This window comes from Denitratimonas organivorans (assembly GCF_037478135.1).
Taxonomy (GTDB): domain Bacteria; phylum Pseudomonadota; class Gammaproteobacteria; order Xanthomonadales; family Xanthomonadaceae; genus Denitratimonas.
The window spans coordinates 24,297-35,470 of the sequence record NZ_JBBHDV010000009.1; the positions used below are offsets into that span (position 1 = coordinate 24,297).

Here is an 11,174-nt window from a genome sequence, read left to right on the forward strand (position 1 = left end):
TCCTGACGGGTTCTGCGGCCAGTTTAGCCCGGATGCATCGCGCGCGATGCGGATGAACGCCAGCCCGCCGCCGGCAACGCAATTACCGCATCCGCGCCGGCCATGCGTTCGCTCGATCGCGTTTTTGATGCACACTTGCGCCGGGGAATCCCTACACCCGCGCTGGAGAACAACGCATGCGATACCTTCCCATCCTTCCCCTGGCCCTGATGTTGCTGGCTTCCGGCTCCGTAGCGCTGGCCAGCGAGGTTTACCGCTGGACCGACGAGCGCGGCGTGGTGCACTACTCGGACACACCGCCGGACAGCAGCAAGTTCGAACGGGTGAATGTACGCACGGGTGCAACACGGAGCGACCCGGAACCCGAACCCGAAGTTACCGCCGAAACCACCGCTTCCATCGCCCAGGTTTCCGCTGAAGATGCAGCAACCCGTGCCCGCCACTGCGATACGGCCCGACGCAATCTGATCGCACTGAACTCATCGCTGGATGTCACCGGCGAATTCGAGGGCGAAAGCCGCCTGCTGACGGCGGAAGAACGTCAGGACCAGATCGACCGGAATCAGCGTCTGGTTGATCGCTACTGCGACACCCCCTGAGCCCACCATGAAGTCCGCTCTGCTCGGCGCGCTGGCAGTGCTGTTGCTGCTGGCCGCCGCCGCAGCCTGGGTCTGGCGCTACCAGCCCGAACGCCTGCCGGAGGAGTGGCGCCGGCAGAATCCGCACTCGCGCGATTACGCACCGGTGCTGTACCGCTGGCACAACGCCCGGGGCGAATTGCAGATCACCGACCGCCCACCCGACGGGCGCCCGTACGAGGTGCTGCGCATCGACCCGAACCAGAACATCGTGCCCACCACGCTGCCGCTGGGTTCGGAAACACGGCAATAATCCCGGTCGCCCGGCCCACACCGGCGCACCCGGCACGCAGCCGCCGGAAGCGATCCTGCCCCCGGATGTAATGCCGGACCGGAATGCATCCGGCCGTCGGCCCGATCAGCCAGTACACCACCTGCCTGCTGCGACCTGCGCCCGACACGCCCCGGCCAACCGGCTACAATCGCCGGCTTTCCCCGTCACGCGAATCTGCCATGCGTCTGTCGCACTTCCACCTTGCCACCACCCGCGAAACCCCGGCCGATGCGGAAATCGTCAGCCACCAGCTGATGCTGCGCACCGGCATGATCCGCAAGCTCGCCGCCGGCATCTATACCTGGAGCCCGCTGGGTCTGCGCGTGCTGCGCCGGGTGGAAGCCATCGTGCGCGAAGAGATGAACCGCGCCGGCGCCATCGAAATGCTGATGCCTTCGATCCAGCCGCGCGAGCTGTGGGAGGAAACCGGACGCTGGGAGAAGTTCGGCGGCCAGCTGCTGAAAATCCGCGACCGCAAGGACGCCGATTACTGCTACGGCCCCACGCACGAGGAAGTCGTCACCGATTACGCGCGCAACGAGCTGCATTCCTACAAGCAGCTGCCGATCAATTTCTACCAGATCCAGATGAAGTTCCGGGATGAAATCCGGCCACGTTTCGGCGTCATGCGGGCGCGCGAATTCCTGATGAAGGACGCCTATTCCTTCCATCTTTCGCCCGAATGTCTGGCGCGCGAATACGACAACATGCACGCCGCCTACACCCGCATCTTCACCCGTCTTGGGCTGAAGTTCCGCGCGGTGCGGGCCGATTCGGGCGCGATCGGCGGCGATGCCTCGCAGGAATTCCATGTGCTGGCCGATTCGGGCGAAGACGCGATCGCGTTTTCCGACGCCTCCGACTACGCCGCCAACCTGGAAGCGGCCGAAGCGCTGGCGCCGGCCGAGCCGCGCCCGGCTCCGTCCGAAGAATTGCGCGAGATCGAGACCCCAACCCAGACCACCTGCGAAGCGGTCGCCGAACTGATGGGCATCGCGCTGTCGCGCACGGTCAAATCACTGGCGCTGTTCGGTGAAAACGGTTTCACCCTGGCGCTGCTGCGCGGCGACCACGACGCCAACGAGATCAAGCTGGCCAAGGTGCCGGGTCTGGCCGATTACCGCATGGCGACCGAGGCGGAAATCCTCGAACACCTGGGCAGCGAACCCGGCTTCCTCGGCCCGCTGAACACTAAAAAGCCGATCCATCTGATCGTGGACCGCACGGTCGCGGCGATGGGTGATTTTGTTGTCGGCGCGAACCGCCGCGGCTACCACCTGGCCGGCGTCAACTTCGGCCGCGACCTGCCCGAACCCGAGCACGTGGTGGACATCCGCAACGTGGTTGCCGGCGACCCCTCGCCCGATGGCCAGGGTCGCATCGGCATCGCGCGCGGCATCGAGGTCGGGCATGTATTCCAGCTCGGCCAGACATACGCCAGGGCACTGGAAGCCACCGTCACCGACGAGGCCGGCAAGCCGCAGGTGATGCACATGGGCTGCTACGGCATCGGTGTTTCGCGCATCGTGGCGGCGGCGATCGAACAGAACCACGACGAGGCCGGCATCATCTGGCCGGATCCGATGGCGCCGTGGCAGGTCGCGATCTGCATGATCAATCCCAAGCGCGACCAGGCCGTGACCGCCGCCGCCGAAACCCTGTTGGCCGAGTTGACCGCCGCCGGTCTGGACGTGGTGCTGGATGATCGCGGCCTGCGCCCCGGCGCGATGTTCGCCGACATCGAATTGATCGGCATCCCGCACCGCGTGGTGGTATCCGAACGCGGCCTGGCGGCCGGTACCTTCGAATACCGCCACCGCCGTGCCAGCGACAGCGAAGCCGTGGACCGCGCCACGCTGGACCAGCGCCTGGGGCTGGGCAGCCACGGCTGATCCGGTTCCGCACAGGGTGAAAAACAACGAAGGCCGCAGACTGCGGCCTTCGTTTTTGCTCAAGAGGCGATCTGATCAAATCTCCCGCCCCCGTGGCTCGGGTAAGCCGAAGCCGCACCCGGGTTGGCTTTTGATCCCGATCCGGATGCGGCTTTTCCCACGATCCCGACCCCGTGTGCGGCTTCGCCTTACCTGGGCTACGTGATTTTTCATGCGCCCGGCTGCATGGCCGCAAACCACCGGATTGAAAGGACCAGCGCTCAGCCGCCCTTCTGGAACAACCTTCGCAAACTGCCGCCAACCCGTCCGATGAAGGCCGATGGCGAGGCACTGGCCGCCATCAGCGATTTCACCCGCGCCTCGTCCTCGCGCAATTGCAACGCCAGTTTGGCTTCCCATTCACGCCGCACCTGGTCGCGCTGCACCTGGGTCTGGAGCTGGCGGCGCACATCGGCGCCCACCTTCTCGCGGGAAAAACCGGCATTCTGGCGCAGCAGATATCGGCCAAGGTTGTCGAACAACTCGTCAGTCAACGCATCGGCGGTGAACAGGCGCTGCGCATTGCCGAACGCTTCGACATTGGTGAAATTCATCCGCAGGTTGCCGGTCTCGGCCGAGGCCAGCACCTGCACTTTCACCGGAATCCGCCCGCGCGCCTGGAAGCGCCCGGACACCACCTCGCCATTGGCATTCTTGTTGACATCATGCAGCCCGGAAAGGTGATGCTGCTGCAGCAGGCTGTTGACCAGCCGCACCTTGCCCGGGGTTTCGGCCACGACCAGCGTGCTTTCCTCCGGCGACGCCTGCGCGGCGAAGGAAAACTCGATTTCATGCTGAACCTGGCCCGGTGTCACCCGGCATTCGAACGGCGCCTCGCCGAATGCCACCACATCGCCATAGCCGGGCACCGGATACACCAGCCGGATGCGGCGTTCGGCGGCGGTCAGCGTGGCGGCGAACTTGCCCAGGTACTCACCCAGACGGATCGCGGCCGGTTGCAACTGCTCGCGCCAGTACACCTCACGCGCCTGACGTCCGGCCTCCTCACCACTTTCGGCATTGCGCCGGCGCGAGGCTTCCTGTTCCAGCTCATCCAACAGTCCCATGTCCCCTGTCCTCCAACCATGGCAACCACGCAAATGCACGTGACGAAAGGGAAAGCTACCCCTGCGGCCGCTCCGCGACAAGCACCGGGTTGGTAGATTCCGCATATTGCACACCGTGCCGAAGCAGATGCGCACCACCGCCGCGCCAGGCTGGAGGGATTTATCCGTGACCTGCGCCACATCCTGGCCCGGACTTTCGGGCACTTGCAGCCAAACTGGGTGCGCATTATCCTCGCGCTTATCCCACAGGTTGGCAATAATCCTGATCGGGAAACACCACAAGAGATTACCCGTGCATAGTGCACAGACCGGAGAGCAATACGCATGAGCATCGACCTGTCGTCCATGACGCCAAAGGCCCTGCAGAAACTGATCAGCGAGGCGACACGCGAACACAAGCGCAAGAAGAAGCGCGGCTCGATTACCCAGGTGCGGGCCAAGGTCAACCGCCTGATCCGTGCCGAAGGCTATACGCTGGCCGAGCTCTTCCCCGCCGCCGCCGGCGCCGCCGCCACCACGACCACCCGGGCACCGGCCAAGCGCCGCACCGGCACCGTGCGCAAGGTGCCGCCGAAGTACCGCAATCCCGAGAACCACGAGCAGACCTGGACCGGTCGCGGCAAGGCGCCGCTGTGGTTCGTGGCGCTGATCGATTCGGGCAAGACGCGCGAGGATCTGCTGATCACGCCACCGCCTTCGGCCTGATCCGGCTTCGCAAAACACCCTTGAATAATCCCCGCTCGCGGGGATTATTCATTTGTGTCGTCGTTGCATCCGGCATGGGAACCAGCGAGCCGGCAGTCGGAAGGTAGGCGATCCGCTGGTCAGAGATTGCGCCGCGCCGGCACCAGCACATTGCCGATCAGCATGCCGCCGACCAGCGCCACCAGGATTATCGTCAGGTCCAGTGCGATATCCAGCCCCAGCGTGGTATTGCGTTCGATCAGCGAACTGACGCCCCGGAAGCCGACGCTGCCGGGTACCATCAGGATGATGCCAGCCACACGGATCAGCGCGCCTGGGCGATTGGCGCAACGCGCGTATATGTTGCTGGCCAGAGTGATCACAACGCTGGCCGCGAACACCGCCGCCGGGCTTGGCACCCACAACCCGGCCACGCGCGTGACCACGTAACCCAGGATCGCAGCGGCCATCACCAGCGGATAATCGCGCCACGCGGCCTTGAACAACACCGCGAACGCCAAGGCCGCGCCCAGCAAGGCGACCCATTCCATCCAGTCCGGCAGTGCCACCACGGTGCCGTGCTCCAGCGGCACCCAGCCCAGCAACTGCGCCAGTTGCGACGCCATCAGGCTGCCGAAGGCCAGTTTCAGCAGTACCGCCATGGCGCCGGAAAAACGCGCCGTGCCCGAAACCAGATGCTGGCTGGTCAATTCCGATACCGCATTGGTCAGCATCATGCCGGGCATCAGCACGATGACCGAAGCCACGATCACGGTATTGAGCGACAGCGGCACGACAAACGCGGCTATCGCAGCCGCAATCAGCGTGGCCAATAAGGCTGCGATCAGTTCCAGCGATTCGGCCAGACGCGCGTGGCTTGCGCCCAGCACCGCCAGCGCACCGATCAGCAGGCCGATGCCTCCGGCCACCACCACATCGGTCCAGGTGCTGTGCAGCAGCACCGTGATCGAGCTGGACACCAGACCGAAACCGAAAATCGACATCAGCTTGTCGCGCAGCCGCAGCGGCCGGTCCAGCGCCTGCAACTCCGCCAGCGCCTGATTCACTTCCAGCTCGCCGCGCAATGCGCGCTCGGCGATGTCGTCGGCTTCGCACATCTTGCGCAGATCGACATCGCCCGGCGCCAGCCGCACCACCTGCGTGGTGTTGGCCGTGGTTTCCGGCCGCGCCGCATCGGAGAACGACAGGATCAGCCCGGTCGGGCTCAGCCACGGCTCGCAGCGCAATCCAAGACGCGTGGCCACGGCCATGATCGCCCCTTCCAGACGTTGCGCGGTGGTGCCGTAGGTGTGCAGGCGCCGGGCCAGTTCGACAACGAACTCGACGCGGGCGGCGTAGGGGTAGTGGGTCATCGGAAAGCCGGCAGATGGCCCGCAGCACCATCTGCGGCGGGCTGCGCAGTATGCGCAGTGGATCGCAACGATTCGTGAATCTTCAATGATAATGCAGCCATGCACATCGGCCTGGGCGAAACCCTCTCCATCCTGAGCGCGGCGGCCTGGGCCGTGGGCGTGATCCTGTACCGGCAACTGGTGCGCGACCTGCCACCGATGACGCTGGGCCTGCTGAAGAATTCGCTGGTGCTGCTGATGCTGCTGGCGGTGTTGCCGCTGGTGCCAATGCTGCACGGTGGCGGCCTGCCGACGATGTCGCTGCCTGAAGCCGCATTGGCGCTGGGCAGCGGGCTGCTCGGCATCGCGCTGGCCGACACCCTGTATTTCACCGCGCTGGCGCGTCTGGGCGCCGGCCGCATGGGCGTGATCGGCAACAGCTACAGCCCGCTGGTGATCCTGTTGTCGGTCTTGTTTCTGGACGAACGGCTGGGGCCGTGGCAGCTGGCCGGCTTCGTGCTGGTGATGGCCGGGGTCATGGTGATCGCGCGGCGCCCTGCCTCACGTGCCGCAAACAACGGCCATCTCGATCTGCCGCTGGCACCGCGCCCGATGTTGCCGGCCGAGACCGCAGCTGCGCCGACCCATATCTCCCACCTGACCGCCGTCCTGCTCGGGCTGGCGTCGATCGCGCTGATGGCGGTGGCGATCGTGATGATCAAGCCGGTGCTCGAAGCCCAACCGCTGGGCTGGGTGACCCTGCTGCGCCTGATCGGCGCGATCGCCGGGCTGGTGGTGATCGCGGCGCTGCGCGGCCAGCTGCGCCAGCTGTCGCCGGCCGGGCGCCGGGTGAACTGGAAGATGCTGCTGGCCGCCGCCTTCATCGGGCAATTCCTGTCGATGCTGTTATGGCTGGGCGGCTACAAATACACCCTGGCCTCGATCGCGGCGATCCTCAACGAAACCGCATCGATCTTCATCGTGCTGATGGCCTGGCTGTGGCTGCGCGAACCGCTCGGCCTGCGCGGCGCGCTCGGCGTGTCGCTGACGCTGGGCGGCGTGGTGCTGATGCTGGCGGTCTGAGGCGCCTCAGCCGGGCTGGCCTTCGGCCTCGATCACCGCCGCCAACACCGTGCCCAGTTCCAGCAGCCGCAGGTCGCTGCCCGGCAGGCCGACCAGCTGCAGGCCGGTGCCCTGCTCCAGCGGCAATGACAACGCCGGGCAACCGGCGAGCGAGGCCAGCGCGGTGAAATCGGCCAAGGTCGAAGGTTCGGGCGCATCGGTTGCCGGCGGCAGCAACGGCGCCACCGGCAGGATCAGCACATCGAACCGTTCGAACATCTGCCGCACCCGCACCACATGCTGATCCAGCCGCAGATCCGCACGCGCGTAATCGCTGGCCGATTTCTTCTGCGCGAATGCGAGCATCGTCAGCACCTGCTCCGACGCGCCGCCCAGATCCGGCTCGTGCGCGGCCAGCAGCTCGGCTTCCATCATCAGCAATGCCGCGCGCCGGGTCGCGACGACTTCCAGCTCATTCAGATCAAAGTGGATCGCACCGGCCTGGCCGAACAGGCCCGAAGCTCGCTGCACCGCGCTCTGGAACGCGCTGGCCACCGCCGGCTCGGCACCGGCCGCAGCCGCATCGGCCAGCACGCCGACACGCAGGCAGGACGGATCCCAGTCCGGCAAGGCCAGCGCCACGCGACGGCGGCGCGAACGCGGATCGGCGGCATCGTAGCCGGCCATGGTCTGCAGCAACGGCGCGATGTCCTGCACCTGGCGCGCGAGGATGCCGGGGCAATCCAGCCGCCGCAGCGAGGGCGCCATGCCGCGACAGGAAAGCTCTCCGAAGCCCGGCTTGAAACCGATCACGCCGCAGAACGCCGCCGGAATCCGCACCGAACCCAGGGTGTCCGAACCCAGCGCCGCCACCGCATGCCCGGCCGCAACCGCCGCTGCCGAACCGGCCGAAGAACCGCCACTGACCCGGCCCGGCAGGAACGGATTGCCGACATCGCCGTAATGCGCATTGCGCCCGACCGTGCCGAGCGTGGCCTCGTCCAGATTGGTCTTGCCCAGCAGCACCGCACCGGCACCACGCAGGCGTGACACGATATGCGCATCGTTTTCTGCGCGCCGCCCGCGACGCCCGGGCAATCCGACGGTGGTCGGCATGCCAGCCACATCGATATTGTCCTTGATCGCCAACGGCACCCCGTCCAGCCGCCCGAGCGGGGCGCCGGACGCGCGCCTCGCATCGGATTGCCGCGCCGCTTCCAGCGCACCTTCCTGATCCACCCAGGTCCAGGCATTCAGCGCCGCATCGCGCGCGATCGCTTCGAGAAACGCCGTGGTCAGCGCCTGACTCGATACTTCACCGGTGGCCAGGGCGCGCAGCACGAAAATCAGCGGGCGGTGACGCAGGGATTCGGCGGTGATCGTCATCGTGGAGCTCGTATGCAGTGAGCCGGTGATGGTGCGCGATTGCCCGACCCGCCGCAAATCGCCACAATCTCGCGTTGCATCAATACGCATGCGTGTCGAAGGAGCCAGCCAATGAGCGAGCGCGAGTTCATGGAATACGACGTGGTCATCGTCGGAGCCGGCCCCGGTGGCCTGGCAGCCGCGATCCGGCTCAAGCAGCTGGCTACCGAGCAGAACCGCGAACTTTCCGTCTGCGTGCTGGAAAAAGGCTCCGAGCCCGGCGCCCACATCCTGTCCGGCGCCATCATGGACCCGCGCGCGCTGACCGAACTGATCCCGGACTGGAAGGAAAAGGGCGCGCCGCTGAACCAGCCGGTCACACGCGACCAGATCCTGTTCCTCAGCGAAAAAAGCGCCACCGCGACACCGCAGTTCTTCATCCCCGACAGCCTGCACAACCAGGGCAACTACATCGTCAGCCTCGGCAATGTGGTGCGCTGGCTGGCGCAGCAGGCCGAGGCGCTGGGCGTGGAAATCTTCCCCGGCTTCGCCGCTGCCGAAGTGCTGTACGACGACAACGGCGTGGTGCGCGGCGTGGCTACCGGCGACATGGGCCTGGACAAGCATGGCAACCCGACCGACCAGTTCCAGCGCGGCATGGAACTGCTGGCCAAGTACACGATCTTCGCGGAAGGCTCGCGCGGCCAGCTCGGTCGCCAGCTGATCGAACGCTTCAAGCTGGACGAAGGCCGCGATCCGCAGAGCTACGGCATCGGCATCAAGGAGCTGTGGCAGGTGCCGGCGGAAAAGGCGCAGCCGGGCCTGGTGGTGCACACCGCCGGCTGGCCGCTGGCCAGCGACACCTACGGCGGCTCGTTCCTGTATCACATGGAGGACGGCAAGGTCGCGGTCGGTTTCGTGCTCGGGCTGGATTACAAGAACCCCTGGCTCAGCCCGTTCGAGGAATTCCAGCGCTTCAAGACCCACCCGGCGATCCGCCAGCATCTGGAAGGTGGCAAGCGCGTGGGCTACGGCGCGCGTGCGATCACCGCCGGCGGCCTGCTGTCGCTGCCGAAAACCGTGTTCCCCGGCGGCGCGCTGATCGGCTGCGAGGCCGGTTTCCTCAACGCCAGCCGCATCAAGGGCAGCCATGCCGCGCTCAAGACCGGCATGCTGGCGGCCGACGCCGCTTTCGCCGCGATCGCCGAAGGCCGCGCCCATGACGAGCTTTCCGCCTACCCGGCCGCGTTCGAGCAAAGCTGGCTGCACGAGGAACTGTCGGCCTCGAAGAACTTCAAGCAGTGGTTCAAGAAGGGGCTGTGGATCGCGACCTTCATGAACGGCATCGAGCAGTGGCTGCTGCCCAGACTCGGCATCAAGACCCCGCCATGGACGATCCGCCGCCGCACGCCCGACCACGCCAGCCTGGAACCGGCCTCCAAGCACGAGAAGATCGTCTACCCCAAGCCCGACGGCGTGCTGACCTTCGATCGCCTCAGCTCGGTCTTCCTCAGCAGCACTCATCACGACGAAGACCAGCCCTCGCATTTGACGCTGAAGAATGCGGAGATTCCGGTCAGCGTGAATCTGGCGCAATACGCCGGGCCGGAAGCGCGCTACTGCCCGGCCGCGGTCTACGAGTTCGTGGGGGAAAGCGGCAGCGAACGCCTGCAGATCAACTTCGCCAACTGCGTCCACTGCAAGACCTGCGACATCAAGGACCCGACCCAGAACATCGTGTGGGTCGCACCGCAGGGCGGCGGCGGGCCAAACTACGCGGGTATGTGACGTGCGTACGCACGGTGGCTCGAACCCGGGTTGCCGTGCGTCCACGCAGATAGGCGCGGGTACCCTCAGCCACATTCTGGCGGCGGCTGCCGGTCGCGCCAGCATCTTCTCAACCTCCACCACAGCGGACCGGACTATGACCAGCCTTTGCCTTGCCACTGTCGCGGCCGCCCGTGCGCTGGACGACGACCATCCGTCGCTGGAGGCCGCTCTGCGCGATGTCGGCTTCGATGTGCATCGCGCCGACTGGGACGATGCAACCGTCGACTGGTCCGCCTTCGACGCGGTGCTGCTGCGTTCCACCTGGAACTACTTCGACGATCTGCCCAGGTTCCTGGACTGGTGCGCCCATGTGGCCGCCACCAGCACCTTGCTGAATCCGCTCGAAGTAGTGTGCTGGAACACCGACAAGCACTATCTCGGCGACCTGGCCGCGCGCGGCATTCCGACGGTTGAAAGCCACTTCATCGAACCGGGCGACGCGCCCGATGCGTTCCCGGACTTCGGCGAATTCGTCGTGAAACCGGCGGTCGGGGCCGGCTCGCGTGATGCGCAGCGCTACCTGCGGGCGCAACGCGCCGATGCCATCGCCCATGTGCAAAGGTTGATCGCCGACCAGCGTTCGGCCCTGATCCAGCCGTATCTGAGGGAAGTCGATACCCATGGGGAAACCGCGCTGCTGTTCTTCGACGGCGTCTACTCACACGCGATCCGCAAGGGCGCGCTGCTGCGCCGTGATGAAGGCCCCACGCAGCAGCTGTTCGCGCCCGAGCAGATCAGCGCACGCGAGCCGGATCCTGCCGAACTGGCGCTGGCGCAACAGGTGATCGCCGCGCTGCCGTTCGGCCCGCTGACGTATGCCCGCGTCGATCTGCTGCCATCGCGCGATGGCCCGCAACTGCTGGAACTGGAACTGACCGAGCCCTCGCTGTTCCTCGACACCACGCCCGGCAGCGCGCAACGCCTCGCCACCGTGCTGGCTGCGCGACTAATGAGCGACTGAGCCCACAAGA

Annotated in this window: 10 protein-coding genes; 7 read left to right on the plus strand and 3 right to left on the minus strand. The window is 66.1% G+C overall.

Features of this window, described 5'->3' with window-relative positions; translation table 11 throughout:
• Positions 1-176 precede the first annotated feature (176 nt).
• The 3 genes from WDB66_RS10240 (at position 177) to WDB66_RS10250 (ending at position 2,804) form a co-directional block, all read left to right on the plus strand.
• Positions 177-599: a DUF4124 domain-containing protein gene (locus tag WDB66_RS10240; RefSeq protein ID WP_339398477.1), complete on the plus strand. Its 423-nt coding sequence runs from the start codon at positions 177-179 to the stop codon at positions 597-599.
• Positions 600-606: 7 nt separating this feature from the next.
• Positions 607-891, plus strand: a complete 285-nt coding sequence (locus WDB66_RS10245; RefSeq protein ID WP_339398478.1) for a hypothetical protein — start codon at positions 607-609, stop codon at positions 889-891.
• Positions 892-1,091: 200 nt separating this feature from the next.
• On the plus strand, positions 1,092-2,804 hold the full coding sequence (locus WDB66_RS10250; RefSeq protein WP_339398479.1) for a proline--tRNA ligase: 1,713 nt from the start codon (positions 1,092-1,094) through the stop codon (positions 2,802-2,804).
• A 260-nt stretch (positions 2,805-3,064) separates the two neighbouring features.
• Here WDB66_RS10250 and WDB66_RS10255 read toward each other — a convergent pair whose 3' ends face one another.
• Entirely contained in the window at positions 3,065-3,910 is an 846-nt protein-coding gene (locus tag WDB66_RS10255) for a hypothetical protein (RefSeq protein WP_339398480.1), read from the minus strand.
• Positions 3,911-4,234: 324 nt separating this feature from the next.
• Between WDB66_RS10255 and WDB66_RS10260 the strand changes: the two genes are divergently transcribed.
• On the plus strand, positions 4,235-4,615 hold the full coding sequence (locus tag WDB66_RS10260; RefSeq protein WP_339398481.1) for an H-NS histone family protein: 381 nt from the start codon (positions 4,235-4,237) through the stop codon (positions 4,613-4,615).
• Positions 4,616-4,734: 119 nt separating this feature from the next.
• On the opposite strand, the gene WDB66_RS10265 is transcribed toward WDB66_RS10260, so the two are convergent.
• On the minus strand, positions 4,735-5,967 hold the full coding sequence (locus WDB66_RS10265; RefSeq protein ID WP_339398482.1) for a threonine/serine exporter family protein: 1,233 nt from the start codon (positions 5,965-5,967) through the stop codon (positions 4,735-4,737).
• 99 nt (positions 5,968-6,066) lie between these two features.
• Between WDB66_RS10265 and WDB66_RS10270 the strand changes: the two genes are divergently transcribed.
• Positions 6,067-7,029 (plus strand): DMT family transporter, encoded by a 963-nt coding sequence (locus tag WDB66_RS10270; protein WP_339398483.1) that lies wholly within the window; start codon positions 6,067-6,069, stop codon positions 7,027-7,029.
• Positions 7,030-7,035: 6 nt separating this feature from the next.
• Here WDB66_RS10270 and WDB66_RS10275 read toward each other — a convergent pair whose 3' ends face one another.
• The gene (locus WDB66_RS10275) at positions 7,036-8,394 is read right to left on the minus strand and encodes an amidase (RefSeq protein ID WP_339398484.1); all 1,359 of its coding nucleotides are present in this window, start codon (positions 8,392-8,394) and stop codon (positions 7,036-7,038) included.
• Positions 8,395-8,505: 111 nt separating this feature from the next.
• On the opposite strand from WDB66_RS10275, the gene WDB66_RS10280 reads away from it, so the two are divergent.
• Positions 8,506-10,161, plus strand: coding sequence for an electron transfer flavoprotein-ubiquinone oxidoreductase (locus tag WDB66_RS10280; protein ID WP_339398485.1), 1,656 nt, complete (start codon positions 8,506-8,508; stop codon positions 10,159-10,161).
• Between the two features lie 136 nt (positions 10,162-10,297).
• On the plus strand, positions 10,298-11,164 hold the full coding sequence (locus WDB66_RS10285) for an ATP-grasp domain-containing protein (RefSeq protein ID WP_339398486.1): 867 nt from the start codon (positions 10,298-10,300) through the stop codon (positions 11,162-11,164).
• Positions 11,165-11,174 lie beyond the last annotated feature (10 nt).